18 protein-coding genes and 1 tRNA gene are annotated in these 26847 nt (G+C 52.1%); 7 read left to right on the forward strand and 12 right to left on the reverse strand.

The window, feature by feature from the left end:
* Positions 1-64 precede the first annotated feature (64 nt).
* From KIH39_RS09735 to KIH39_RS09755, 5 genes are all read left to right on the forward strand, one after another.
* Entirely contained in the window at positions 65-1117 is a 1053-nt protein-coding gene (locus KIH39_RS09735) for a DUF1559 domain-containing protein (RefSeq protein ID WP_315852418.1), read from the forward strand.
* A 15-nt stretch (positions 1118-1132) separates the two neighbouring features.
* Positions 1133-1909: a phytanoyl-CoA dioxygenase family protein gene (locus KIH39_RS09740; protein WP_213499139.1), complete on the forward strand. Its 777-nt coding sequence runs from the start codon at positions 1133-1135 to the stop codon at positions 1907-1909.
* A gap of 5 nt (positions 1910-1914) precedes the next feature.
* Entirely contained in the window at positions 1915-3192 is a 1278-nt protein-coding gene (locus KIH39_RS09745; protein WP_213499140.1) for an MFS transporter, read from the forward strand.
* Positions 3193-3267: 75 nt separating this feature from the next.
* Positions 3268-3906 carry a VOC family protein gene (locus tag KIH39_RS09750; RefSeq protein ID WP_213499141.1) on the forward strand — a complete coding sequence of 213 codons (639 nt, stop codon included), beginning with the start codon at positions 3268-3270 and terminating at the stop codon, positions 3904-3906.
* 43 nt (positions 3907-3949) lie between these two features.
* A complete protein-coding gene (locus KIH39_RS09755; RefSeq protein ID WP_213499142.1) occupies positions 3950-4990 on the forward strand; it encodes an ArsI/CadI family heavy metal resistance metalloenzyme in 1041 nt (346 codons plus the stop codon).
* Between the two features lie 62 nt (positions 4991-5052).
* Here the strand turns inward: KIH39_RS09755 and KIH39_RS09760 are convergent, their stop codons facing one another.
* The 3 genes from KIH39_RS09760 to KIH39_RS09770 form a co-directional block, all read right to left on the reverse strand.
* Positions 5053-13860, reverse strand: coding sequence for a VIT and vWA domain-containing protein (locus KIH39_RS09760; protein WP_213499143.1), 8808 nt, complete (start codon positions 13858-13860; stop codon positions 5053-5055).
* Positions 13847-14467, reverse strand: a complete 621-nt coding sequence (locus KIH39_RS09765) for an RNA polymerase sigma factor (RefSeq protein WP_213499144.1) — start codon at positions 14465-14467, stop codon at positions 13847-13849. Before KIH39_RS09765 ends, KIH39_RS09760 begins: the two co-directional genes overlap by 14 nt.
* Before the next feature lie 252 nt (positions 14468-14719).
* Positions 14720-15349: a hypothetical protein gene (locus tag KIH39_RS09770; RefSeq protein ID WP_213499145.1), complete on the reverse strand. Its 630-nt coding sequence runs from the start codon at positions 15347-15349 to the stop codon at positions 14720-14722.
* A 330-nt stretch (positions 15350-15679) separates the two neighbouring features.
* Here KIH39_RS09770 and KIH39_RS09775 point away from each other — a divergent pair, with 330 nt between their 5' ends.
* On the forward strand, positions 15680-16645 hold the full coding sequence (locus KIH39_RS09775; RefSeq protein WP_213499146.1) for an ATP-binding cassette domain-containing protein: 966 nt from the start codon (positions 15680-15682) through the stop codon (positions 16643-16645).
* A 54-nt stretch (positions 16646-16699) separates the two neighbouring features.
* On the forward strand, positions 16700-17461 hold the full coding sequence (locus KIH39_RS09780) for an ABC transporter permease (protein WP_213499147.1): 762 nt from the start codon (positions 16700-16702) through the stop codon (positions 17459-17461).
* Here the strand turns inward: KIH39_RS09780 and KIH39_RS09785 are convergent.
* From KIH39_RS09785 to KIH39_RS09825, 9 genes are all read right to left on the reverse strand, one after another.
* Positions 17458-18423, reverse strand: coding sequence for an acyl-CoA desaturase (locus KIH39_RS09785; RefSeq protein WP_213499148.1), 966 nt, complete (start codon positions 18421-18423; stop codon positions 17458-17460). The two genes, KIH39_RS09780 and KIH39_RS09785, sit on opposite strands and share 4 nt — an antisense overlap.
* A 1100-nt stretch (positions 18424-19523) precedes the next feature.
* Positions 19524-19607, reverse strand: a tRNA-Leu gene (locus KIH39_RS09790).
* 103 nt (positions 19608-19710) lie between these two features.
* Positions 19711-21609, reverse strand: a complete 1899-nt coding sequence (locus KIH39_RS09795; protein ID WP_213499149.1) for a DUF4129 domain-containing protein — start codon at positions 21607-21609, stop codon at positions 19711-19713.
* 26 nt (positions 21610-21635) lie between these two features.
* A complete protein-coding gene (locus KIH39_RS09800) occupies positions 21636-22235 on the reverse strand; it encodes a YncE family protein (RefSeq protein ID WP_213499150.1) in 600 nt (199 codons plus the stop codon).
* Positions 22236-22252: 17 nt separating this feature from the next.
* Positions 22253-23176 (reverse strand): alpha/beta hydrolase, encoded by a 924-nt coding sequence (locus KIH39_RS09805; protein ID WP_213499151.1) that lies wholly within the window; start codon positions 23174-23176, stop codon positions 22253-22255.
* Between the two features lie 141 nt (positions 23177-23317).
* Complete coding sequence (locus tag KIH39_RS09810; protein ID WP_213499152.1) at positions 23318-24184, reverse strand: tetratricopeptide repeat protein; 867 nt, start codon at positions 24182-24184, stop codon at positions 23318-23320.
* A 105-nt stretch (positions 24185-24289) separates the two neighbouring features.
* Positions 24290-25573 (reverse strand): ATP-binding protein, encoded by a 1284-nt coding sequence (locus tag KIH39_RS09815; protein ID WP_246539631.1) that lies wholly within the window; start codon positions 25571-25573, stop codon positions 24290-24292.
* A gap of 126 nt (positions 25574-25699) precedes the next feature.
* On the reverse strand, positions 25700-25879 hold the full coding sequence (locus tag KIH39_RS09820) for a hypothetical protein (protein ID WP_213499153.1): 180 nt from the start codon (positions 25877-25879) through the stop codon (positions 25700-25702).
* Between the two features lie 108 nt (positions 25880-25987).
* Positions 25988-26701, reverse strand: coding sequence for a hypothetical protein (locus KIH39_RS09825; protein WP_213499154.1), 714 nt, complete (start codon positions 26699-26701; stop codon positions 25988-25990).
* Positions 26702-26847 lie beyond the last annotated feature (146 nt).

Here is a 26847-nt window from a genome sequence, read left to right on the forward strand (position 1 = left end):
CATCTTGAATGTTGGGCAGGTAATATTTCGTAATTATCACGTTTTGTTGCTTCAGGGAGTTACGATGATACGTCGACGTTCGGGATTTACCTTAATCGAATTGCTGGTGGTGATCGCCATCATCGCAATCCTCATCGGCCTGTTGTTGCCGGCAGTTCAGAAAGTTCGCGAAGCGGCCGCCCGTATGAAATGTTCCAACAATCTCAAACAGATGATTCTGGCTGCCCATAATTACGAATCGGCGCTGGGTGTTCTGCCGCCCGCATATCGAGGAAATTCGATTGGTGGGGCCCCCCAGTACTTCGACCTGTGGGGAACCATCGCCTTGATGACTCCTTACCTGGAGCAGACGGCGGTTTACAACAGCATCGACCTGACCCAGACGATGTACCAGCTCACGCCTCCCTATTACATCAATTCCGTAACGGCAGTGCAGACTTTCGTGCCCATTTTTACCTGCCCAAGCGACAAAGGACAAGCTGTGGAGACCGGCGTTTACGTTCCGCCGGGTGTTCCACTTGCTCCCTCCAATTACGCCTTCTGCCTGGGGACTGGAACGACCACCGGGCGAACTGGCTGGTTGGGATCGCCTTACGATGCGGATGGAGTCTTTTATGCTCAATCGAAAGTGCGGATTACTGATATTACGGACGGAACAAGTAATACCGCGGCCGCTTCCGAACGGACGCTCGGGGATGGACAGGATGATGGATCGGTGGCCAGCCGATCTGCTATCGATACTTCGACCATGTATGTCAGCCCACAGGCTCAACTGACCGATTCCGCCTGCGGCAGCACACTGAACATTAATTACGATCAGCATCGCGGGTACACCTGGGTAGCCGGGGAGCCTCGCTGCACCTCGTACAACCACTATTACACACCTAACGATCGCGTGAATCCAGATTGCGTGGCCAACTACACGGGCGCCAATCCTCTGACCGCCTATAGCGGGCATGGTTTGAGCACAGCCCGCAGTCGGCATACCGGTGGTGTTAATGTGGCATTCTGCGACGGCAGCGTGCACTTCATCCGGGATTCGATTTCCCTGCAAACCTGGCGTTCCATGGCTACCCGCTCCGGGGGGGAAGTTTTGGGAAGTGATTTTTTGAATTAACGAAATCCGAATTCCATGCCGACTCCCAATGTCCTGATTCCTGAACAGGTAGCGTTCTATCGTGAAGAAGGTTACCTGCTATTAAAAGGCGTATTTGAGACTGGCGAACTCACCGAATTTACCCGGGAGATCGACTCAATTCTTAGGCATCGAGCGGATCTCGTTCATGCCGATAATATGCGCGCTCGTTTTCGACCCCACCACTTGACGAGCGAACCCGTTTTTGAAGTCTTCGACCCAATCGCGGATCTCTCGCCCTCTGCCTGGTCGATCGCCCACGACCAGCGAATCCGCGATCGACTTCATGATCTCTACGGCGAGCCCGCTTGCCTTTTCAAAGACAAATTGATTTACAAACTACCCGGGGCTACCGGAACGACATTACATCAGGACTGGATTTCCTGGCCCGATTTCCCGGAATCGTTTCTAACCGTAGTCCTTCCGCTCGATTCCTTCGACGAATCGACGGGTGCAACCGAAGTTTTCCCGGGTTGTCACCACCAGGGATATTTGTCTCCCAAGGATGGCCAGCATCACTACATCGAATTGAGCGATCTACCCGTAGACCCGGTGCCACTGAACATGGAACCGGGAGATATGGCGATATTTGGGTGTTTTCTGCCGCATCGATCGGCCGCGAATGTATCGAATCATCCCCGCCGGGGCTACTTCATCAGTTACAACGCCGAGTCGGATGGGGGAGATCAATACCAGAAGCATTACCCCGAATATCACGCATGGATTCGTAAAAAGACTCCCGAACCTCGCCGCAGTCAACTCTATTTTCGGTGAACTCGATGTCAGTTGCTAACTTGGATGCCGCCGAGAAGCCGGTTTACTTTCCGGTTTTAAGTCTCAAAAATTTCCTCGAATATGGCTGGTTGACCATCCTGATCGGTGCACTCGCCATGACGGCGACCTATCCTAGCCGAACGCATGGCCTGGGCATGATCACGGAACCCTTGCTGACCGACTTGAATCTGTCTGATAGTGCCGGCCGCAACCTCTATTCGGAATTCAATCTTTGGGGCACCTTGATCGGTGCCCTTTTTTGCATTCCCATCGGCTGGCTCTTCGACCGCTTCGACCGGCGACTAGTGCTCGCGGCCAATCTGGTGCTCTTAGGGGCTGCCACCTGTTGGATGAGTACCATCCATTCTCAGACGGAACTACTAATTGCGATTATAGTTACTCGCGGCCTGGGACAGGCCGCTCTCTCGGTGGTGAGCATCACCATCGTCGCTAAAGGATTTCACGTTCGGCAACTCGGTTTGGCGATGGCCTGGTATGCCATCCTGAGTACGCCGTTTCACGTCCTTTTGATTCAGAATGTAAGTGCTGCCCGAGCTATAGGGCAGGATTGGCGGAATATTTGGTTCAATATCGGTCTAGTTTTAGGATCCCTTTCCATCCTGTCGATATTCCTTTCCTCCCGCGTACTCACCGATCCCGAGACTCAGAAAGATATTTCTGGGGAAGGGGCTACGCTTAAACAAGCTCTGCGTTCCCCGGCTTTCTGGGTGATCAGTCTGACAATCTCTCTGTGGGGAATGATCTCGGGGGGGATCGCCCTTTACAACGAAGACATCTTGAAAGAACTCGGCTTTGACACAAAAATCTATACCGATTCACTTCAGGTCGTGACTGTGGTCGGACTCGCCTTCAAATTGCTCTTCGGCTACTGGTCCCGGAGACATTCCCTGGGAAGCCTCTTAGGGTTATCGCTTTTGATCACGGCCGCAGCCTTAGTTTGTCTTCCTTTCGCCACAAAAGCCTGGCACGTCTACGCTTACTCCGTGCTCATGGGAATTGGTGGCGGTGCGGTTGCCCTACTCTTCTTCGCCGCCTGGGGAAAACTCTACGGACATCGCGAACTCGGGAAAATTCAGGGAGTGGCCCAAATGCTGACCGTTCTCTTAGCGGCTTTTGGCCCTCTGGTCTTTAGTAAAGTCAAAGAACTTACAGCTTCCTACTCCCTGGCCTTCCAGTTCTTTGGCGGCGTGTTTTTAGTAATGGCGATTATCTCATGGCTCACCCCGATGCCTAAAGCGGAAGATTACCATTCGAAATCCTAGCCGGGTGATGATCATCTCACCTTCGCCCTCTTACAATATTCTGAAGTACTGCCCCAGAGTGGAGGTTGGACTTTCATGACGAGTCTGAATACCATCGAGCCGCCAAATACGTTTCACATGGCCATTAATGTGACCGATCTCGGCCGGGCCATTGCCTTTTACAAAATACTTTTCAATCGCGAACCGGCCAAGCACTATGCGGACTATGCCAAGTTCGAAGTGAGCGAGCCCCCGACGATTTTTTCTTTGAACCCGATGCCGTTTTCGGTCGGAGGGGTTCTGTCGCACATCGGCTTTCGCGTGAAATCGGAAGCGGAAATCTCTGAGATTCGGGATCGGCTGGAAGCCGCCGGGTACAAGACCCATTCGCAGCAAGATGTGAAAAGCGGCTATGCCCTGACAACCCTGACTTCAGTCAAAGACCCCGATGGAAATAGTTGGGAAATTACTATTTTGAAAGAAGACCTGGCTCCAGAACCTAACGGCTGGTCACTGCCGCAAGCGGAGATTTTAGAGACACCGCAAGAAGTCGAATTTCGCTCTTTAGTCTACAAAGGCCCGTTTAAAGAACTGGTGGATGAAGGCGGCCGCGTATTCCATCGGGGTAAGAGGACCAACGTGCCACTGAATGTGTGGATGGATCTCCGCGATAGCCCCGCCTCCGAGAGTTTTATTTTCTACTCTCCCAGCGAAACCAGTTCCTGCGGCTCGTAACCTTTCCTTCAATCTAACAATAACGCCCCGGAGTGAAGATAGTATGACAACAACACTGGTCTCCGAACCTTCCGAAGCGATTGCTGCAGCTACCAAGTTTCAGTTCGGCCTTTATGTAACCGATCTCCGCCGTTCGGTTCGCTTTTATACAGCCTTGTTAGGGGTCGAAGCGTCGAAGTCCTTCGCGGATTACTCCCAGTTTGAATTGAGCGATCCGCCCATAGTTTTATCATTGAAGGCTTCGACTCCCCAAAAAGGGAGTTCGCTCAATCACGTGGGGCTCCGCTTGAAAAATTCGGAAGCCATCGTGGAAGTTCAACGGCGTCTGGAAGCAGCCGGCTATGCAACCCGAAGAGAGGACGGCGTCGAATGCTGTTACTCCCGACAGACCAAGTTCTGGGCGACCGATCCCGACGGCGTACTTTGGGAAACCTATACTTTGCACGAAGATATCGATCATCATGGCGGCGGTAGCCAGACCGCAGTCACTTCCCTGCACATGATTGATGACACTGGCCCCATCTTGAATATCTGGGTTCATACGCTGGCGGAGAAATACCCGACCCAGCTTGAATTCGAAGATAATTCTCTCGATGAAGTTCGGTTGGAAGGGAGCTTCAACTCCGTCAGTGCCGCCGAGCATTTCGAGCGATTATTGAGTAGTGTTTATCGGAAGATGAAGCCGGGAGCCCGCATGATGATGCGGGGCATGGTCTCCGATCTGCCCTTCCCCGGAGTTCCCGATTTTCCCGGTCTGGCAGCTCCGGTCAAAAATGTGCCAGTGGAAAAAGCCCCCATCGTTTCGCTGCTCCAAGCCGGATTCCGAGGCGTCTACATCGACCGGTTGAAGGAGATCGACTGTCTCAAGGCTCCGGGCGTCGAACTGAAATCAATCATCATTTACGCTAACAAGCCTCTCGAAACTGTTACGGGCACTCGACAGGTCCGCTACAACGGCCCGTTCCGCAAAATAGTCGACGATGATGGCATAGAGTTTCCGATCGGTGAATTCATCGAGTTGCCCAGCTCCGTTGTGGATCGTCTGACGAATAGCCCTGAAACAGCTCGCTTTACCATCCGCTAATTCCAAAACACAACTAGTGTGACACCCGACGCTCTCCAATCGAGTGCCACACCGTTGTTCGTCTATTTATCCTTCGGTTGCGGTATCAGACGTTCGAGTGCCTGAGCCTGAGCCTGAACTTGAACGTTGTTGAATCTATCTGGCCAGGATTGCGAGCGGATTTTCTGCAGCGTCTGCGTGGCCGCCGACCAGGCCTTTTCATGGATCTGGGCATTGGCCAGCTTCAATAATCCCGTCGGTTCCAGCGATCTGAGCTTAGCCACCTTTTGCCAGTGTTCTATCGCTTCTGTCCAGCGATCCTGCTTTTCGCGAATCTCGGCGAGCAGCGTGTGGCATTCGGATTCGTTGGGCTGCATCTCCACTATCGAGGTATACGCTCGCTCGGCTTCGGCCGATTCCCGGAGTTCCGCGAAACGATCCCCAAGTTTTTGGAAGAGAGAGAGGTCCCGCCGCGAAACTTCAACCGCCTGCAACAACTGCTGGATAGCTCCTTCCTTGTCGTTAATCTTGTCGTAGCAGGTGAGCAGAGACTGATAAATCTCCGCATCTTGAGGCTGCAGTTCAGCAGCCTGCTGCAATTGAACAATCGCGCGAGTAAAGTCATTCTTTAGAATGTAAGCCAAACCGATCGCCTTTCGGACAATCGGGCTTTGCAGCTTCTCTTTATCCAGTTCTGCAATGTAGGCTTCCAGATTCGGTGAAGTCACGATCACATTAACCAACTGATCCAGGGCCGATTTGCGTTGATCAATCCGGGATCCCCAGCTGACGATCGCGGCGCTGGCCCTATCGATAGCTTCCTTGGTTTTTCCTAAACCGGCGTAAGCATTAGCTTCGTCGGCGTAGTACTTCGATAGAGTACCATCCCCTATTCCCCGTCGGCGAGCCGATCGCTGGTAGGACGGAATAAGTTCCTCAAAATAGGCGACCGATTCGACGTACAGGTGATTCTCGAGAGTGCTCGAAGCCAGCGCGCTCAGGATCGACTGACGAGCTCCCTCGTTATTCGTTCGTTTTTTATCTTGAAGGAATAGCTCGTCAGTTTTCTTCAGCCAGACTCGAAGCTCCGCGGGCTTATTCGTCCGATAGTAAGCGTGCATGAGCCGGACGTAATAATCGAGGTAGTCGGGCCGTTTTTCAACCAGCGGAAGCAGAATATCAATCGATTCGGCAAAGCGTTGCTGCTGCTGAAGATATTCTGCCAGTTTGGCTAAGCCAGATTCGGCAAGCACTTTGCGACTTCGAGCGTCGTAAAGCATCTCTATGGCCCGAGGGTAACTCCGTACTCCGTGGAACAAGTAATCTGCCACGTACTCAACGCCGTTACTGCTATTTTTTTGCTCACCGTAAATCTCCTCAGCCATTTTGACAAAATCACTGGCCTTCTCAGTCCAGAAATAACCGTATCGAATATCGTAAATCGTTCGATTTCGCGACGAGTGCGACCGCAGATCCTGTCGCAATTCCTTCAGCACGAGTTTTAGCAGCCGCGGTTCCAGTTCTCCAAGCGTTTGGGCCTCCTCGCGCCACTGACTGATTCGGTAAATGTTCATATTCCAGCTGTCCTGATTCGAATAGGCGATCCAGGCTGGCTCATTCTCCAGAGAGTTGATCATGAGTTCGAGAGCATCCTTGGGACCATTGATCGTGTGAACCAACTCACACATCCGCGGCAATAGATTCGGGTATGAGTCGTACTGATCTTTCAGCAACGGCAGCAACTTCCGGGAAACGAAATCTCGGAGAGCCTGCTTTACCGAGGGTAAATGCGTGTCGTGAGCGGCTGAGAAAGTTTCGCCCACCTTTTGAATCATTTCCGACTGAAAATTCAGATCGGGTTCCTTCAGTTCGTTGAAAATCCTCAGTTGAATCGCCTGGAAAAGTTTCTCCCCGCTTCCCAAAGCAACTTCGCTCTTGTAACGCAGGGCGTGATTGTACAAATCGATCAGCGCGAAGCGAAACCAGTTCTTCTGATCCTGCGAGGCTGGTTTTTCCAGCTGAGTTTGAATCCAGGTTTCAGCCTGCGTGTGATGTTTCAGTCGCTCCAGATTGGAAATATAGCTGGAAATGATCGGATTCGCCTCGACGGGCAAGCGACCGCCATTTGCTTCAGCGAATTCCTTCAGAGCTGCTTGCAGGAGATCGGCCGTCCGTGGAAAGTCGGCCTGCACTTGCGACAAACTATAAGCGATGTGCAGTCGATCCGAAGAACCAATCTTCGCGTTAGCCAGCAGTTCGTTCAACTGTCGGAACTGCTCATGGCGTAACTTCTCAGGAGACAGTTGCCCCAGCGAAGCCAATAGACTTGCCATCAGCCGCGGTTCGCCAGGCGTCCATTCGCGCTGGAAAGCTCGGCTTAGCGCTTCGTACGCCTTATCGATGTGCGGGCCCGCCTGATTCTGCAGAGCGGCCGCTCGAATTTCGATTAGCAGTTCCAGGATATCCAAAGCCCGGCGATCGACCGGAGTTTTGGCATCCTTTCGGACTATTTGAATTCTTTGGACAATCTCATCTACCACGGCTTCGTCGCGAATTTCGCCTAACACCGACCGCATCCCCTGCAGGAACGGGTGGACCTCCCCCGCCGTATGGCCTAGGACGGCATCGGGCAGCATCTGGAGCAACCGGAAGTCTCGGCAGGCGGAATAGAAAGCTTGCAATTGCGAGAGATAATTCTGCGGCGTGGCCGACTTTTCGAAGAGAGCCCGGAATATGTAAAGAACTTCCGGGTCCAAATGAGTCGGCAGGTTTCCATTCGCATACTGCCAGGGTCGCAGCTGAACATAAATGATCTGACTGAGTTGATATTCCTCCATCGTTTTATACACGGCAACCTTAGCCTGATCCGATTCGAGCTTTTTATTTTCCACCAGGTAATAATTGGCCAAAGTCTGGTAGTCGGCGGGTCCCAGATCTCCGGTATCTCGGATTTGCTCGAAGAGCTTGATCGCTTCGGAGACATTCCCCTGTTCGGCGCGGAGATATCCTAATGCGACCACCCACACACCGTTCGCGGCAGTGTCCCGGATCCAGGCGGTCAGATCTTTTTCGAGATCCTTGGTGCGATCCAGACCGATTAACAGCAGATATTTCTCAGCTCGCCAACGCTCGACCTCCTTGTGATCCTTCATCTGCAAGTCAAAATACTGCAGCAAGCGTTCTCCTGGTTCCGGCTTGGCCCCTTTACGAGTGGCCAAATTTTCCAACATGATCAGGTTGCGCTGCTGCAGAGCTCTCGCCAATCGCAGATTCAGGCTCTCTTCCTCATCGAGGTTTGCGTGCGGTAAGGATTGCCGGAAATCCTTCCAGCATTCTTCAGCCACCTGCTCGAGATTTCGCTCGAGTAGAATATCCAGCCAGTGACGTTCCGCTCGCAACCAAAGCGCGAACGGAGGCGCCGCTTTCTGACTTTCTTCGTTCAAGCGGTTGGAATATCCTTCCCGTGCCAGACGAAGGAATTCCAGATTCTTCTTTTGCAATTCCGTTCGAGTCAGTCGCTCCGGGTGCTCCAGAGTTTTCTTCAGAGCGCCTTCGCGGGACTTCAGCATTGCACTGGTAAGTTGGAGTAAGTGGCTGACGTAACTCGCCAATTTCTGCTCGGGTTCGTCGCTCTCAGTCAACTTGTCGAGAAGAATAAAGCATTCCTTCTCGATCGCATCCGTCCAGCTATGAGCCAAAAGCAATGCGAATAATTTCTCCGCATAAAGCAAACGGTACTGTTCGGGACCTTCCCGATATTCCCGACGCACGAACTCCAGATCCCGATCTCCCGCCTCCCGAGACAAAAGACTCAGAATTACTTCTCCAATACGATGCTTCAGTTCCGGATTCTTCTCGCTCGTCCAACGACGGGTGAGCGTTTCCAGCAATTTCTTCAACTGGGCCTCGTAATTTGATAGTTCCGGGCTCACCCAACGAACCAGATGTTCTATCCTCGTTATTGACATAGTCTCTGCATCTTGGAAAAGCTTGGAGGCAAACTCTTTACGTAGCGCCAAGGCTGCTTCCGTGGAGTTGAAACGTGAATTGAAAATGGTACTCACGAATTGAAGCCGATCATCGAATCGCGACAGTTGACGTGCCGACTTCTCCAGGGCGGGAACCCAGCTTTCATCGAATCGCGAAAGATAAATATCTACCATCTGGCTGCAGGCGAATTGGATTGCGGCCTCAAGCCGAGCGCGAGCCGCGGGGGTGAGTTCCCCGTTCGCCTCCCCTTCGTTCAACCAGAGTACCACTTTATCTTTGGCTTCTTTTACCTGATTGCTTCGGACCAGGGACTGCAAATAGAGGGCGTAGTGAGAATAAGATTCCGAGTCGTTTTTTAGCCAGCCGGCCAGATTCGTGGCCAGGTCGCGATAGCGGCCGCGCTGTTTCAGAAATTGGAACAGCAGATCATGCAAATCGGTTTCCTGGCGCTTATTCCAGTTCGCGGCAGGTACCAGAATCTTCTGCAGCCATTTGTCGGCGGCTTCAAAATCATCCGCTTCAATCAAATTTTTGACATGCTCGTGCTGAACCTGATATTCCTTGGGATATTCCAAAGTGAGCTGACGGGAAAGTTCCAGCGCCCGAGTCAGTTGTCCCGTGAGTTTAATCAGATTTATCTCGCGGGTCCGCCAGAGAATCGGAGCTTTTAGCTGGGCCGGTTGGCGATAATACAGCTCTTTAACCATAGCTTCAACCTGTATCAATTCATTCGCTTCCAGAATCTGGTTCGCTTGCGAGTAATTGTGCTCAGCGAGAAAATAGGCATTTGCTTGCACTTTGGGATCCTGGGAATTCACCAGGTTCCGGGCATCTTCCAACAAACGATTTTTCAATGGCTCATGCTGCCGGCTGGCCATCAGGAAGGAATTTACAAGGAATCGCAGTCCCGGTTTAGTGGCCGTGAGCTTCTCGAATTCGGAGAGTTGTTCCTGAGCGATAGCCCAGCGCTGAGAACTGGCGAAGTGAATAGTTAAAACAGCTCGCTCGATGAGAGTCGCCTTCCCCTCCTGCACGGCGGCCTTCGCTTCCTGAACCGAGGGGAGCTTCCGAGGCAGAAAAATCCCCCGCTCTATAAGACGAAGCTCATCTTTCATTTTCTGAGCAAAATTCGGCTTGGCTAACTCCGCAACTTGCAGGGTGACTCGAGAAACCACCACTCCCTTTTCATTAATCGTTTCAATCTTGCGAGCCCACCACTGGCCACCGACTTCGATAAAATCACCGATTTGAATAGATGAAGTGATCTTCTCTTTGGCGCGATATTCCACGCTCAATACCACGTGTCGGCTGGTGTCGATGATATAACGAACTTCACTATCCTTTGAGTTCGGAATCTTGAGAATCAGAACCGATCGTTCGGCGTTAATCTTTTCGACAGTAGCCAACTGATTCGAATTCACAATATGAAGTAGGCCGTTGGAATAATCGTGAAATCGGACCTGCGGATAGAGCAGATCGCTCTTAGCACTGGCGCGAGTACGACCTAGTTGGAACGCCGTGTGATAAAGTCCCGTTACCTTTTCATCCGACCAGGAAATAATCCCCGGGCCCCCATCAGGTTGCAGAGAAGTCAACCAGGCATTCCCCGAGAGAAGGGTCATCTCGTGGCTTCGTTCCTTCAATTCATTGCTGTCCGTATCAAAGTTGTCGATCTGCGCGGTTACTTGGACTCCTCCTGCGAGTGTTCGGATCTTTTCCAATCGGGAAAGGCTCTGGGAAAGCTCAATCGCTTCTTTGGACCAGTGCGACTTAATCACACGCGGTTCTGAAGTTCGCGCTATCACTTGGGGGAATAGAGAATCCAACCAGATTGGTCTTGGAGGGGTGGGAAATTGCAGTCGTCTGCGGTCGTACATCAAATTCAATATCGACAAATCGGTTAGTCTTCCTCCGAAACCGGTTCGTCCAGCGGGCATCGACCGCTGCAAGCGTTTTCCGAGGAACAAGTTCTCAGAAACAGGCTCGCTGAGTGGTGCAAGCTTGTCCCTTGGCTCTTCGAATTCGGTGGAGTCGATCTCACTTTCACTCTTTGAGGGTGATGGCGTCAAATCAGTCGCGTCCAGTCCAAGAGCAGGAGATTCGATCTCTTTAAGGTCCTTTTCGCCACCTCCAAGAAGGGAGGGTAACTTCATGCCGAACTCTTCTCCGTAAATTGCATCTTGTTTTTTGTCGTCGATTAAACCTGCGATCTCGATAATTTCTTCAGGAGTTCGCGAATCACTTTCGGGGGCGCCTTCCATGGCCCAAGCTCGGGGGTTTCTGATCATTAGTTCCCGATTTGGAATCACGTTGTTCACTCGCCCCAATCCCAGCAGTCGCGACAAAACCTGCTTACGAAGCTGAATCCGATAATCCCCGGCCAGACGCATCTGCTTTTGCTTCAATTCGAAAGAGGAATTATCCTGTCCCAGAGCGAAGAATTTTTCTCCATCGCGCATTTGAAACCGACGTTTCACGGCGAATCGTGCGCGATCCGTATCCGATTCAAGCACTAGCAGCGATGTGTAGGGAGTGATGATTTGAAACTCCTCCGAGAGGGCAATAATCTCCTGTTTGATCGATTCGGAACTGCCCTGCTCCAGGAGTTTATCCAGATGCATGCGAGCCCAGAGACGAGGGATAAATGAGTTACCCGCTTCGGCGTCCCGCAGCGAAATTTTGGTGGTATACCGTACAGGCTTGCCACCCAATTTCCCGGTAACGATCAGCTCTCCGGCTTGATCTTTCCCTTCCGGAAGATACCGGCCGAGCAGGATCTGCTGCGAACCGCTGGGAAGATTCGGAATCTCCTCTGGATAGACTCGGGCCGTACGAATCCCCTGGAACTCCACCTTGAGATCGCGAATTCCCGGCGACGCTATTTCGCGAAGGAGTTCGAGTGCCGAGATTTGCGGGCCATGTTCGCTCGAAATTCTTCGGATGGAACCGCCGCCGATCGACGCTATAGCCTTCAGTACCGCGGGTTCGGTACTATTTCCCACGGTTACCGCATGAAAAGTACCCGGCTTATTGGAAGCAATTTGATTCAAACGTTTGGCGAATGCAATCGGATCGGCGTCAATCGTAGTGGGAACCGCATCGCCAATGTAGATGACGTGCGTTTTTGCGTCGGTTTGCGTCAGGGCCGAGCCAAAAGCGCGATCCAAATCGGTCCAACCCAGTGATTTCCGCTTGGCCAGTGTATTCTGAATTAAGGCAATGTTGGTGGCGGTGGCCGGTTGTGGGTTGTCGAAGAGCCAGTTGGTATTCACGTCGCAGGTAGCAAAATTTATGAAATCTTTTTCGGTGAGCGCACTGGCTAAAGAGGCGATGAAAGTTTTTTGGGCCGCACGCTGATTCTTATCCAGGGAAGCCGAGGTATCGGCCAGAATCAGCAATCGAAGCGGCTCGCTATTGGGAATTAAAGGCCGTTCCCAGATCCCATCCGAACCCGGCGGCATCAGTTGAACCATAAAATAGCCGTCGTCACCGCGACGATGCGGAATGACCACCACCTCGGACTGTCGCCCTTCCAGTTCCACAACCGCTTCAAAATCTCGTGTCGGCGTATATTCCTGCGCGGTGAATTCCACTTTTCCCGAATGCTCCGTCTTGGCAATCCGACTTAAGTGCGTGGGTGAAGAGATATTTTTGATGGGGAGCGCCGAATGCAGTTGGACGTCGATTTTCAACTCGCGAAGAGGATGTTGCTTCAGCAATTCGCTCTGGAGGCCATAGCTATAGCGGTACTTATTCCCCTGGAGTGGCAGAACCTGAGTATAGGTGATTTTGATTCGCTTTTCTGATGAGGCGTTTATCGGAAAGACCCGGGCCTTGAACATATTCCCCCCGGCCCACTCCAGCAGACCGGGATCGCGTTTTTCACGGAGAATGGTTTCGTATATTTCACGTGCCCGCTCCTTCTCAACGATATCGGCTTCCACGAGTTTATCGCCGATCCACATGCCGAAGCCGGAGATCGAAGCATCGGCTGGCAACGGAAAATAGAAAACCCCTTCCAGAACCCCCGGCGTATGATTCACGAACGATTCCTCAATCGTCGTGCGGGCGATCTGATCGCGAATGTCTACTTGAACGTGGTGGTAACCGACCGTCAGCGGAGTGCTTCGCCCATCGAGATTGGCAATCAACGAGCCGATCGATTCGTTGGCCGTAATTCCTTTGAATCCCTGCAGCCAGAGTGGCTCCTGCTCGACGGCGACCAGTTTTTCCTTTTCAATGCGGAAGATCTTCTTGGTAGCCACGCTCACTTTCTGAAGATCCGGCCCCACCAGTTCAATGGGTGCATTCGCTGCCGGGATGAGTTCGAGTTCCCCGGAAGAGAGTCGTATCTCGGTTGGTTTCACGAGTTCGACCGTCGAATGGGGACCTACAATTAACCCACTAGAATTGATGAGCCGGACGGAAGCGGCGTTGGCTCCCCGCGCATCGGTTCTTACCAGATCGCCCGGCTTGAGTACTAAATGTGGAGTTACTGGCGACCAGCGTTCCTGCTGAACGGGTTTCACCGTCACGAGTCCCTGGGAATCGGTAATTTTCCCGATTCTACCATCATCGATCAATTTTTCCCCCAGCACGAATTTGTCTTCCGGCGCAGGCGGATCGGTGGGAAACAGCGGGACCACCCAGCGTGCAACAACTAATCCGATAACTAACAAGGCGGCTAGTCCGCTAGCCGTCCATTTGAAACTCGAAATAAACATGATTCGTTTTCTCGATTGGGGAGAGGTCGAGGCCTTCTGGCTCTCGAGGAATATTTGCGTAGATTGTTCGCGTAAACGATTCAGATAAGCGGGATCGGGCGTCGGAATCGAGCCGTTCAACGACTTCATCAGAGCCTGAATTTGATCTTCGTTCGGGCGAGGTTCAGGTATGTTCATGGCAAGCCTCAGCATCAGTCATGGTCTCGCCCGTGAGCTTTTTGAAAATCCCTCGAAAGGCTTCCCGGGCGCGAGCCAGTTTGGAGCGCACGGCCGTTTCGGTGGTTCGCTCCCGTTCCGCAATGACGAGAATGGGTTCATCCTCTAAATATTTCGCAATCAACAATTCCGCGTAATCGTCGGGCAACTCGATCAAAACGGTTCGGACGAGTTGCTGCAACTCGGCCGATTCCAGCAGATCGGGGGCGAGAGAATCATTTCCTTCCAACCAGCGAGCCAGTCGCCCTTGACTGGCCGCTAGCCATTCGGGCCGATTCAATCGGGCCTGCTGTTGGCACTTTCGGAAGTGCAGGGACACCTGCAGTCGAGTAATGCCCCAGAGCCAGACCCAAAGAGTTCCTTTCGATTCGTCGTATGTTCGAATGGAACGGGCGGCGGCCATCAAAGATTCCTGAACCACGTCCCCAATATCCGCTGATTGGGAGCCTAATAAGCGGGCCACGCCGTGCCAGACTCGCGGTGCGTAGCAATCGTACAAGGACTGCCAGGCGTGGGTATGCCCCTCCCGCAGTCCTCGAACAACCGTACGTGCCTGGTTCTCATCCATAAATCGGGGATCCGTAGCTTCGCATTCGAGACGGCCTCGATTGCGGTAATCGAATCGATTCCCGCAAAAACCTCTTGCCGGTAAACTACCGGTCTTTTGGGGTGTTGTTACTATCCTATTTGCGCGGAAGGACCGAAATGTATCGCGGAAAACTTCGAGAATTGGGAAGTTGAGCTGTAACTTGCTGGAGGACCAGCAGTTGCGAAGCGAAATTCCTCGTAGAAGACTGGCGGAACTGAGAATCTCGGAGGGTTAAGAATCCGAATCCAGGATTTTGAAAGATTCGAAGAATTTGATGGCGTTCGGATGTTCTTCAGTCATCCCGACGCCGCCGATGAGCTGAACGAATAATTGCTTATCGATCACATAGGCGCGAACCAAAAATTTGACTTGCCGACGCGTATATTCCGCCACCAATTGTTTTCCGGGAGAATCGCCGAGTTTGATCGACTTTCGGCTCACCTCCCGTATGGTGGGAATATCCCGTCGCAAGCTCTGCATAAAACTCATGCAGACATCATCCAGGACCGCTACTTCCGAGCGAGTAGACAACTCGGAGAGGATCTTATCCTTGGTGTAAGCGAATTTAAAAATGGTATTCTCTTCTGGCTGGAGAGAATAAGTAACTATTTCCATTCCGGAAATGGTATCTTCCGTCGGCCGCACTTTATTCGGGAGCATAAACCGAAAGTGATTTTGAACGAGGATTTCTTTCCAGAGTTCCTTGTTCTCAGTTGCCTTGGATGAGGAATATTTTTGCATTCCTTCCCGGGCAAGAAAGAAGCTCATCGCTCCGAAAACCAGGCCCAAAATAGTTACGAGGGGAGTACTCGTTCCCTTGCGGCTGTAAAGGCTCGACAGCACGGCACTGGAGAGGATCATGCACCAATCTCCGCGAATTATTCACTATTCGTCTGGGTTTAAGGATTTCGAGTCCTTTTGATATATAGCACCCGAACAAATTAAAATTCGGCGAAAAGTGAAATTGAATGCGGTTGCTGCCCGCCCTCAATTTTCAGATTAAATCTGAAGAAATGCTGGGGTATTTTGCTCACGCAGCGAGCCGTCGCCAGGCCATAGGAATGTCGGTGAAATTTTAGTCGGCTTCCGGCAATTCGCTACCGGCATTGAAAATCTGGCCGGAACCATATCAAATCAGAGCATCGATGAATTTTCTGCCGGAGTCTGCGGGAGGCCAGGGATAATATGCTGATGATTCATGCCAAGGGTCTGGCGCGATCCTTCCAGACCAAACGGGGAACGGTCGAAGCAGTTCGCGGAGTGGATTTCCAGGTTTCGGCCGGGGAGATTGTCGGTTTCCTGGGCCCCAACGGCGCCGGGAAAACCACTACGCTCCGACTCCTCACCACCTTGCTCCGTCCCACCTCAGGGACAGCGGAGGTTGCGGGCTGTAATCTAATTTCGGACCCGGAAGCCGTTCGCTGCAAGATAGGCTATGTCGCGCAAGGAGGTTCTGCCGCTCCGGACGCCACGGTAACGGAAGAGTTGATTTATCAGGCTCGGCTGTACCGCATCAATAAAACCGAAGCGGCCCGGCGAGCCGAACAACTTTGTAAAGAGTTGGACCTGGCCGGTCTCGAATCTCGGCGTAGCAGCACACTCTCGGGAGGCCAACGACGTCGGCTCGACATCGCTTTGGGTTTAGTTCACAGTCCACCACTGGTGTTTCTCGACGAACCGACCGTTGGCCTGGACCCACAGGCTCGGGCTAATCTTTGGGACCACATTCGCCGGTTACGCGACAAATCGAATACGACGATCTTTCTCACCACCCACTATCTCGATGAAGCCGACGCTCTCTGCGATCGGATACTAGTTATCGATCACGGCAAGATCGTGGCCGAAGGCACTCCAGAGGAATTGAAACGACAGGTCTCCGGTGATGTCATCCACGTTGAACTCTCTTCCGAGCTGGAAAAAGCTCGAAAAATTTGTTCCGCTCTACCCGGTATCCGAAAAGCAGTTCTCTCGGAAGAAACCTTGCACCTGAACGTGGACGACGGTGGTCAAGCGATGATGAATGTTCTGCGAGCTCTGGATACTGCTCAGGTGCCTTTAACTTCCATCCAGTTATCGAGGCCGACGCTCGACGACGTCTTTTTGACGCTCACCGGTCGATCGCTTCGAGACGACGAGATCGCAAAGACCGGCAAGTAAAAAAGCAGCCGCAAAATTCAAATGGAACGAAATTCAGCGTTTTAAGGAATATCGATGGAAACCGTGCGCGATATCTCTCTAGTTTTTCAACGCCATGTCTATCAGGCTCTGCGCAATCCGGTGCTGATGATAATCGGCCTGATTCAACCAATTCTCTATCTCTGTCTGTTTGCCCCTTTATTGATCGGATTTGCGGGGAAACCGGGCTTTCCTCAAGGCGATTCCCTGCAGATTTACGTACCAGGTCTTCTCGTTCAGTTGGGACTATTCGGTACGACTTTCGCCGGGTTTGGGATCATCAGTGAATGGCGGATGGGATTGCTGGAACGCATGCGAGTGACCCCGGTGAGTCGCCTGGCGCTTTTGCTAGGGCGTGTTCTACGAGATGCTTTCGTTCTCGAGTTGCAAACTCTCGTTTTGATCATTGCGGCCTTCGCTTTTGGGCTGCGAGCACCGATCGCCGGCGTACTGGCGAGTTTGATTTTAGTCGGATTGCTGGCAATTACCGCGGCATCACTTTCCTACGCCGTCGCGTTGACTGTAAAATCGGAGAATGCCTTTGCCCCGATCCTGAACATCACCACCATCCCCCTTCTTTTACTGTCTGGCATCTTATTGCCAATGTCCCTAGCCCCTTCCTGGCTGGATACCCTTTCGCGTCTCAATCCGCTCAGATATTTAGTCGAGGCGATTCGGGAATTGTTTTTGGGCAATTATTTCAGCGATCGGGTCTTTCTGGGCGCGGGGCTGATCGCGGTTTTAGCAGTGGTCGCCGTGGCGATCGGTACCCGCAAGTTCCGCTTGGAAAATGCTTAACTCTTTGCGGTAATTCGTCTTTCTTTCCTCTGGGCCTCTTTGGAAGGAAGCTTGAGATTCCAAGCCAAACCCAAAAAGGCCATCATTCGGATCACCCAGTAACTGGTATCGATCTGCCACCAGCTTAATCCGTGGCGAACCGAGGTGGGAAAGGCATGGTGCGTATTGTGCCAGCCCTCCCCCATGGCCAGGATGCCGAAGAAGATATTATTCCGACTCTCATCGTCACTGTGATACGGTTGCATCCCCCACAGATGACATGCGGAATTGACGCTCCAGGTGATGTGATGCACCAGGAAAATGCGAACCAGGCCCCCCCATATAAATCCGGTCCAGGCCCCCATCCAACTCGAGGAAATGATTCCACCGAGCACCGCAGGCAAAATCAGGCTCAAAGCCACCCAGAGCGGAAACAAATCATTCGCGATCCGAAGACTCCGGATGTTCTTTAAATCCTTGATATAGTGTTCGAAATCGGCCGGATCGGCATTAAAAAACCAGCCGATATGAGCGTGCCAAAAACCTTTGAGCAAACCCAAAAATCCCTTCCCATGATGGTGCGGCGTATGGGGGTCTTCCGGCCGGTCGCTGAACTTGTGATGCCTGCGATGCATGCCGACCCACTGGAATAAAGCTCCCTGAATCGCCATGGAGCCGAAAATCGCCCAGAGGAACTTTATCCAGACATAGGTTTCAAAAGATCGATGCACGAAAAGACGATGAAAACCGATTGTGATTCCCAATGCGGAAACAGTGTACATACCCAATAGCAGGCCCAAGTCTGTCCAGCCGAATCCCCAGCCCCAGACAAAAAATGGAGCGGCCATCACTCCCAGCAACGGAACAATGATTGCGACTAAGGTCAATAACCGGACCCCGAGAGTCACTTTTTGAGGAGGTACTTCGAAAGAGCTAAAGTCCGATTTTCGCTCGGCTACTAGGATTTCAGAAAGTTCTGGCATTAGTGGAGCCTTATCAATTGAAACGGGAAAGCCAGCCTTACGAACGAGAAGAGAACTGGGAGATGAGTTCTTTAGTTATAAAAATCGCAACAATCGTGCCATCGCGAGTCGAACTCATGAATTGGATTCGTCTCGAATCTCACTACAATCGATCTATTGTGAGTACTTATACTATAATTTCTCGTCTGAATTGACCCGTTCAAGGTCGGACCTTTCTTTCGGGACGACGCCAAAAAGCCTTGCTAAATAGCGATTTCTGCAAGAAAAATCGCTTTCTGGTTCTGCCGGATCTGTTCTGGTCAAATCCGATCCAGATTTTTCTGATTCCTTTGGGAATACTAAGAAGTATCTTTAGCCAAACGCCAAAATGGCGTCGCTCAACTCTCCAGATGGCAAAGGACTGACCTACTTCAGAATAGTTTTCAGCCGGTTTGCTCGTCGCTGCCCGATGCAATTCAAGTGCCTCCAATTCAAGGTACTCGAAGCCTCCTTATGCAGGCAGTCAGATGTCAACGCTTCCCTGGGCATGCGGGAAATAATCGATTTTTTGGGTTTACTGATAGTTCTCAGCAACGTGCATTTAATTCATAGGCCCGGTTAACTATCTTCTCTCTGATAAATTGCTCCGGTTGCTTTGGACTGCGTCGGAATCAATGATTGGCTCCCCACGCGGGAAGACATTTTCCACGTTTTTTTGATGATGGACTCGAAACCTGGTGATTTAGCCTAAGTCAGGCTGCCAATAACATCCGAACTGGCTGCCAGTTTTGCATCTCCTCCACGACCGAATTCCGATGAAACGCTGCACTTAAAGATTTCCCTCTAGAATTGGCTCCTTTGAAAAAACCCGCTGTAAGCTTCGTGGAGAGGCCTCTAGAGAATCGCGGCCATTGTTATCAATAACGTGGCTAGAGACGTCTCCACTTCGAGGTCTCAGAGTGACTTCACTCGAGTTTTTCAAAAGCATTAATCGATGGTCGCGAAAAAAATTTGAATCTCAATTTGCGGACAGCTTTCAGGCGGGTAATCTTGAAATTGTTCACGGTTAAAATGAAAAAACTGAGGCATGGGTTCGGAACGACCCAAACCTCAGTTTTTAATGCTGGAGACAGGACTTGAACCTGCACTCTCTTGCGAGAACCAGCCCCTCAAGCTGGCGCGTCTGCCAGTTTCGCCACTCCAGCGGCAGAAAGAAATTATGCACGCCCCGATTTGATTTTCAAGAGGGACAGTCCGAAACTCGCTCAGGTTCAGCAGATTTTAGGGCATCTTTAGCTACTTTCGGACCTAACTCACCATCTGTGCCCAGATATTCTTTAGAGCATCTTTACTATTGGTCGGCAAATTGCCCTGCGCATATTCCAGCCGGGCAATCAGCACCGCCAACCTTAAAGCCTGCGGGTCAAGATCGGGAAACTGATTTTGAATCCGTCCCGCGAACTCCAGAGGTGTTTCATCGACAGAGCGTGCGGCCTCCCGGTCACTGGCCCAGGCCTCCATAGCCGAGAAAGTATAGCGGATCAGCGTTTCGGTACTTCGAGAGCGGGCGCTGCCGTCTTCGAACGGATTGGAAAACTGTGCAAAGGTGATCTTCGGTTCCTCAACCGGCCGTTCTTTCTCGATAGATTTTGCGGCCCCTCGGCCGAACAACCGATCTAAAAAACCTTGGATTCGAGCGAGTAGACTTTGAGCCCATTTAGTAAACGGAGCGATATTTTTCAGCACGAAATAAGCGATAATGAAGAGAACTATCAGCAGCACGACCGCGAAAACAATCCACTTCAGGAAGGCCGCGATATTCTGGAATACTTTGCCTAACTGGTTCTGTTGAAACTGTTCGAAGCTGTCCCGGTCGCGGTCCTGATTGCTATCGCGATTTTGAGTCGTCTTTTGTTGTTCGTTCGAATTTTGATCTTTGGAGCCCTTCTGCTCATTCCGGGTCTGCTGCCCTTTCTCCCCCGGGTTGGGTTGCCCCTGCTCGCCTTTCTTCGCCGCGTTCGGACCATTTTTTTGATCTTTTGAATCGTCCGATTGATTTTGATTTCCTTTGTTCTGATCGCCGCGACTATTCCCCGATTTTCCCTCTTTGTCGCCGCTGCCTTCCTTGGATTCGCCTTTTTCCCCTTTGCCTCCCGGGTTGCCTTTTTTGGCGGTTGCTGAACCATCACCGGCTTTTGTCTGTTCGCCGGTTCGGCCTTCCCCTTTGCCGGCATCGCCACTACGACGAACTGCATTCTTGGAAGCATTCCGTTCCGTGGAATTCAAAAAATCGAGCTTAACGAGCGGAGTTTCGGAATAAGGGCGCGGCAGAATCGCCGACACGACAATGAAGCCGGCAATCAATACGGCCCCAATTCCCAGCCAAATCCCCGTCATGGCCTTGGGCATGGTGAGATCACGCTGGCGAATGTACCGGCGGACGCCCAAAAAGCTGGTGGTGAGTAGAAGTCCTAGCGAACAGGCCACGTAGACCGCCGCCAGCTGGAAAACGAAGCTTCGTCGAGCCCCTTCCCCGGGAGGAATCAGAGACTGGCCCAAGCCGAAAATCGGTAACGCGGCCATCGCAAAGTAGATGATGGTCGTCCCGGGCGTATGCGGCTTTGATTCCTTCCTTTTGCGATACTCCTGGTATCGTTCCCACCAACTCAAGGATGGTGTATAGGGATTGTCGTGCCCCGGCTCCGGTTCGACAGGCTCTTCCTCTTCTTCATGCAATTTCTTGCCTTCGAATCCCACGGCAGAAAGCAAGCCCCTGTCGGCTGATTCCCGCCGTTCGTCTATGTGAGTGCAGTCCCGGACCAGTTTGTGAGAGGTCCACCAGACGATCAGCAGCAGACCGCAATTGATTAGGATAGATAGCTTACCGGCCAGGGTATCCGGTGGATATTTGACATAGGCGATGAGCGCAACGAGGGAGGCCCCACTCAATGCCAGCCCATACATGGTTGACCGGGCGGGATCCACAACAATCGATATCCGGCAGACCAGCACTATCCCGAAGACGAAGAAAAAAAGCGTGTAAAGCAGGTTGCTTTCATACTTTCCCGCGTAGAAAATTTCCGCCAGGAAAAACACGAGGCTGCCGACCACTCCCATGATCAGCATCGGGCTTAAGGCAGTAACCACGTAATCTGCCACGCCGGGTCCGGTTTCCTCGGTCGCGGCGGGTTTGGGGAAAGGTCGCATGAGACCGGCTCGATTCTCGATGACATTTACTTTTTCGCGGGTACCGGCTTATTCGACTTGATCTGCAGCTTCCGCGTGAAAACTTCCGACCCCGCTTTTACGATTATCAAATCTTCCGCATCGCCGCCCGAGCTGATAAAGCCCATCTGGGAAATCGGATTCTTCGAGGGATTCACCATCACGCCGGCCAATCGTGCTCCCGGATCGAAAATCTGAATGCCCGCCGGAGTAGCCGCATAGAAACGGTTCATCGAGTCGCTGGCCATCGCGGTAACTTCCAATTTCTTCTGCCCCGGGGCCACCTGCATGGCGTAGCATTTGTCGCCCGCGTCCAATTGGCAAATTGATTTCTGCTCATCGTACTGGACTCGGTAAGCCCAGAGGTGATAGTCCGATTTATCGGCGACTACCAGAGTTCCGCCATCCTTCCAGAGCCCAAACACTCCAGGCGACTCCAGAGGTATCTTGACTTTCAAAACGGGAACCTTTTCGACCGGTAGCTGATCGGTCTTGGCCAGCTTCCAGCTCTCATTCTCGACGAGAATCGTGGATAGAGGCATATCCTGGGACTGCACGCACGACGCGAAAAGTAGAAACCCGCTTAGAACCAAAAGCAAGCTTTTCATTGTCGTCACTTTCTTAATTACTTCGCCGGAGCGGGAGGGGTGTCTCGCCAGAGCCACTTGAGCGATTCGGGCAAGATCGCGCCGCCATGCCGACCACTGTGTCCTCCGGTGCCGAAGACAAACTGGTAGTCGTAATTCATATACTTCAAGGCCGCGGCCATGGACTTATTCGCCAACGGCCAGGAGCCAAAAAGGTTATCCAGATCGTTCTCGCCATCCTGCAGGAAAACTCGGATCGGCTTGCGTTCGGTTTTGCGAATCAAAGACGGATAAATATCTCCGCCGCGAATATTGGTGAAGGAACCGACGTGGCTAAGCACTTTGCCGAACATATCGGGGCGCACCCAGGCCGCCGTGAAAGCGCAGATGCCACCCGAGGAGATCCCGCAGATCGCTCGCCCAGCCGCATCGTGGCGGATCTTGTACTTTTCCTCGAGAAGCGGGAACATTTCCATTTCGAGAAACTCGGAGTACTGCGGCGAGGGAGTGTCGTATTCGAAGCTCCTGTTCTCACGGGACCGCCCTTTCGGCTCCTTAGCTGGCACTACTCCCGGATCGATAAACAAGGCGATCGTAACCGGCATCTCCTTCTTGTGAATCAAATTGTCGAACACAACCGGCACACGGAAGTCTCCTTTAGTATTCAGGTAGGCATTGCCATCTTGAAAGACCATCACACAAGCAGGTGTCTTGCCATCGTACTGCTCCGGAACGTAGATCGCGTAATTGCGAACTGTGCCCGGGAAAACTTTGCTCTCCATTTTGTACTGAGTGACTTTTCCCTGCGGCACACCCGGCTGCACCAGCGAATCGGGGCCGTGCTTGTAATCCTCGTTATTTTTCTTCGGAGATTTCGGTGCGTCTTTCCGGATTTCCTGAGCAGTTATCGGATTAACGAAACCTGTGGAAACGATGAGCAAGCCAAGACAGAACCCTCGCATAATCGATCACCCCGATACTGAGCAGGAATGGCATTAAACTAACAAGATTTATTGCGACTCTCAAGACAAAAGGGGGCCATTCCAAGCGAAAAGCCAGGCGTTGGAAGCCTGGCTTGGGAAGTTCGATTTAGAAAGTTGGGCTTAGCGTTGCGCGGTCAACTGAGGGACACTCGCAAAGGAACGAGCTGGCAGAAGACTGTCGTCCCACATACTGTTAGAGGCAATGGTCGGCCTCTCAAGTGGATCGTTTGAGGAAATCGGCTCGTTAAACCCGGCGGGCATTACTGGCGCGCCCGCGGGAGTCCCTTGAGCTTCTCCATTCATACTCTTCAGAAATTCCTTGGCGGGAAAGTAATTCGGATTTACCTGCAATGCTAACTGCATCTGCTCACGGCATTGAGCTTCCTGATTCAAGTGCATCATCATCCGGCCGAGGTTGTAGCGGGCATCCGGTTCGCTCATCGAGCGGATCAACCAGGCATACGATTCCTCGAATCGTCCCGCGCGAGCCAGAGTCATCCCCAGCATTTTTCGGTAGACTCGGTTGTCCGGATCGAGCTGACAAGACTGATGCAGAGAATCGATCGCCGAGTTCCAATCCTTGAATTGGCCGTAACAGCAACCCTGTTCATACCAAACTGCGGCATTTCGCGAATGCGTTTTCAAAGCGGTTTGGTAAGTCGCGATTGCCTTGTCCTTATCCTGCATATTGGAATAAACGTGAGCCATGCCGAGCAAAGCGGGTAAATGAGTCGAATTATGATCCAGAGCCGTTTGATAAGCTTGAAGGGCTTGAGCTTGCAGCGAATCCTTTTCATGTGTCGGGCGATTGGGCTGTAAAGCTGCTTCCGCGCGGACATCCCCAACGGCTACCAGTGTTTCGGGACGAGTATTAGCATCTTCTTTCATCACAGTAGTGGCGGAAGTATTTTCCCGCTGAAAGGGTTTCATGCAACCCGCGGAAAAGAGAATAGGCGTAGCTACCAACATAAGCATCCGTGCTTGCATCGTGAATCCCCCCGAATTCAAGTGATCGTCCTTCGAAAAACCCGGGGTGGAACCGCTGTGCGCGCCACCCTAGATTCTCGAGAATATGGGGTGTTCGGTACCAGCCTAGAATTCTGCGATAAAACTCGCAGCCGCTTCGACGATCAGGTCGCGCGTTAAATGCACAGGATGCCGTCTGTATCGACAGATTGATTGAACAATCTCCAATAAATCGCGACAATCACTGGCGCGAGGGCTTCTCCCCCTGGTGTAATAACGCTCGTACAAATAATCGACTCCCTCGGGGGTCGGGGTCATTCCAAGCTTCTTGCAATAGTTATTGAAAATTTTCTCGTAGATATCCCGCGTAGGGGCATGGACCTGAACCTTGTGCCGGATACGTCGCAAGAACGCATCGTCCACCAAATCCTTCGGATCCAGGTTAGTCGAGAAGATAATCAACTGTTCGAACGGCACTGCAAACTTCTTACCGTTGGAAACGGTCAAGAAATCGTGCCGGTCTTCCAACGGCAGAATCCAGCGATTCAGCAATTCTTTAGGACTGACAATCTGGCGACCGAAGTCGTCGATCAAAAACACTCCACCGTTGGCTTTGAAGTGAATAGGCGCCTGATAGAAGTTCGCTTCGGAATTAAATCGCAAATCCAGCATATCCAGGGTCAATTCCCCCCCGGTCACAATGACTGGACGGCGTATGCGCACCCAGCGGGGATCGATGTTCCCAGTGGTGAGTAACCTTCTTACCGTTGCATCGCCATCATCTGTACGCAGGTCGATCGTTTCATCGACGGCGTGGAGCGAAGGATCGAAGCAAGTAACGATGTGGCCATCGGCGATGAAAGCGTAGGGAATATAAATCGCCCCGCCGGAGTTATTCATGAATTCGCCGATCGCCCGGGCGATGGCGGTCTTACCGTTTCCGGGAGGGCCGTAAATGAATACCGATTTTCCGGAAACCACTGCCGGGCCAATGGCGTTGAACAAATCTTCTTTGATGACCAGGTGGGTAAAAGGAGGACGCAGAAGCTCAGGAGTACAGCGAATTCCCGTTACCGCCTGACGATAGGTCTGTTCCACATAATCTTCAATGGGAACTGGAGCGGGTCCGACGTACCCGCAGATCTGCATCACTTCGGAGGATCGCTTACGGCCCAGATCGGTCAGGGCGTACTTATAGCTCACTTCCCCAACCAGATCCCCGCCTTGAACTTCGATGCATTTTTCGCCTTTCAAAAAATTCAATTGATCGCGAATGATTTTAAAGGGCAGGCAGAGAAACTGTGCGAGATCCCGTCCGAGCATGGAGCCGCGAATATAAATCGACTTGAGAATCATGTCGTTGACGAATGATTCTGTAAGCCCCGATTCTTTCAGGGTTTCTGGAATCACCGGACCTTCCAACCCTGAGTTGAAATCCCAGTCCGAGTTCGAAGAACTTCGACTTTGGGAACGACTGGCGGATGTGACCGAATTAGTTTTCATTGTGCTGAGTCTCGAAGCGATAAAGCCCAATAATTACCTGCGCCAGCGGCCGCGGGTGATGATGAATATCCCCACTGCTCCCAGCAGCAGCACGATGCTCACAATTCCGTTCTCGGTCACGAGAACGTGCGTCCAGTAGTTGAGAAAGTTCTGCCAATAGAGGTAGAAGCTTCCCGAAAGGCCGAACAAGTATGGCGTACTGTGAAGTAACATTAGCGTGAACAGGAAAGATAATGGGACATCTGAAATGAAACATAGCATAAAAAAAACCGGGGAGTCTAATGACTCCCCGGCAACTTGAGAATTATCGAAAAGTTTTTACTAGCGAGGCGTTACGCCGGTGCCAGTACCGGTTCCCCCGGTATTACCCGCATTCCCGGTGTTGCCGGTATTCCCAGTGTTGGTGTTGTTATTGGTGTTACCGCCGGTCGCACCACCGCCACCGCCGCCTCCGCCCGTCGCGCCGCCGCCGGCCGCACCACCAGCCGCTCCACCGCCACCGCTGTAATTACTGAGCTGAGCCGTGGTCGCATTTCGAGCGGAAATTGCGGATATGCTCGGATCCGACGGATCGTGAATGTAAACTTCGAAGCTGGTAGGACGACCCGCGGTTCGGGAGGCCAGATATTTCTTGATGGCCGCGATTCGCTTGGCGTCCAGATCTCGCTGCTTCTCCGAGAAAGCAGTGGGATTTTCCGCGTTGTACGGTATGTCCGTAGCGGTTGCCAGGAACAGCCGGGAATCCGGCGCTGGACGGCGTCGCACCAGTTGATCCAGTTTGTCGAGCCCTGAAACATTCAACTTGTCAGTTTCTGCTTCAAAGTTGTAGTTGAAAATCGTCTGATCTAGGATGTGCCCGTTGTGAACCTGGGCAGCATACAGAGACATCGTGTTAGCACGCGCCGTGGAATTGTAACGTTCCATGGCACATGGATCGACTGCCTCATGGTAGCGATCGCATACCTGGCAGCCCGTGGACAGCGATAAACCAAACATCCCGACGCCGATCGACAGGACGCGAACAACCTTCACCATGGAAAGTCCTCCCCTCGTATTTCTACTCCTGCTGTTAGAATCGGTAGGAAGAGTATCTCCAGTTTAATCTTTCTCGCCCGTTTTATCGGACTTGCCCGACTTAATGGAATTTAACTAAACGAACAATGCCGGTGCAATCGGCCGAT

Origin of the sequence: Telmatocola sphagniphila (genome assembly GCF_018398935.1) — a bacterium.
GTDB lineage: Bacteria > Planctomycetota > Planctomycetia > Gemmatales > Gemmataceae > Telmatocola > Telmatocola sphagniphila.

Coding starts and splice junctions, on each gene's coding strand:
- KIH39_RS09750 (WP_213499141.1), top strand. CDS start 3,268: ATGACGAGTCTGAATACCATCGAGCCGCCAAATACGTTTCACATGGCC.
- KIH39_RS09735 (WP_315852418.1), top strand. CDS start 65: ATGATACGTCGACGTTCGGGATTTACCTTAATCGAATTGCTGGTGGTG.
- KIH39_RS09825 (WP_213499154.1), bottom strand. CDS start 26,701: ATGGTGAAGGTTGTTCGCGTCCTGTCGATCGGCGTCGGGATGTTTGGT.
- KIH39_RS09810 (WP_213499152.1), bottom strand. CDS start 24,184: ATGCAAGCACGGATGCTTATGTTGGTAGCTACGCCTATTCTCTTTTCC.
- KIH39_RS09780 (WP_213499147.1), top strand. CDS start 16,700: ATGGAAACCGTGCGCGATATCTCTCTAGTTTTTCAACGCCATGTCTAT.
- KIH39_RS09770 (WP_213499145.1), bottom strand. CDS start 15,349: ATGATCCTCTCCAGTGCCGTGCTGTCGAGCCTTTACAGCCGCAAGGGA.
- KIH39_RS09755 (WP_213499142.1), top strand. CDS start 3,950: ATGACAACAACACTGGTCTCCGAACCTTCCGAAGCGATTGCTGCAGCT.
- KIH39_RS09760 (WP_213499143.1), bottom strand. CDS start 13,860: ATGAACATACCTGAACCTCGCCCGAACGAAGATCAAATTCAGGCTCTG.
- KIH39_RS09800 (WP_213499150.1), bottom strand. CDS start 22,235: ATGAAAAGCTTGCTTTTGGTTCTAAGCGGGTTTCTACTTTTCGCGTCG.
- KIH39_RS09795 (WP_213499149.1), bottom strand. CDS start 21,609: ATGCGACCTTTCCCCAAACCCGCCGCGACCGAGGAAACCGGACCCGGC.
- KIH39_RS09775 (WP_213499146.1), top strand. CDS start 15,680: ATGATTCATGCCAAGGGTCTGGCGCGATCCTTCCAGACCAAACGGGGA.
- KIH39_RS09820 (WP_213499153.1), bottom strand. CDS start 25,879: ATGTTACTTCACAGTACGCCATACTTGTTCGGCCTTTCGGGAAGCTTC.
- KIH39_RS09740 (WP_213499139.1), top strand. CDS start 1,133: ATGCCGACTCCCAATGTCCTGATTCCTGAACAGGTAGCGTTCTATCGT.
- KIH39_RS09785 (WP_213499148.1), bottom strand. CDS start 18,423: ATGCCAGAACTTTCTGAAATCCTAGTAGCCGAGCGAAAATCGGACTTT.
- KIH39_RS09745 (WP_213499140.1), top strand. CDS start 1,915: ATGTCAGTTGCTAACTTGGATGCCGCCGAGAAGCCGGTTTACTTTCCG.
- KIH39_RS09765 (WP_213499144.1), bottom strand. CDS start 14,467: ATGGATGAGAACCAGGCACGTACGGTTGTTCGAGGACTGCGGGAGGGG.
- KIH39_RS09805 (WP_213499151.1), bottom strand. CDS start 23,176: ATGCGAGGGTTCTGTCTTGGCTTGCTCATCGTTTCCACAGGTTTCGTT.